Raw genomic sequence first — 227 nt, forward strand, 5'->3', positions numbered from 1 at the left:
TGATGATGAAGAGCTGCTGGAACTGGTAGAGATGGAAGTACGTGACCTGCTGTCACAGTACGACTTCCCGGGCGACGACACGCCAATCGTACGCGGTTCAGCGCTGAAAGCGCTGGAAGGCGACGCAGAGTGGGAAGGCAAAATCGTTGAGCTGGCGGGCTACCTGGACAGCTACATCCCGGATCCGGTTCGTGCAATCGACCTGCCGTTCCTGCTGCCGATTGAAG

At 58.1% G+C, this 227-nt stretch carries 1 pseudogene; it reads left to right on the forward strand.

Features of this window, described 5'->3' with window-relative positions:
- Window positions 1–227, forward strand: a pseudogene (gene tuf, locus BBA90_RS18950) (elongation factor Tu); the annotation flags it as partial.

Source organism: Pantoea eucrina, assembly GCF_001691555.1.
GTDB lineage: Bacteria > Pseudomonadota > Gammaproteobacteria > Enterobacterales > Enterobacteriaceae > Pantoea > Pantoea borealis.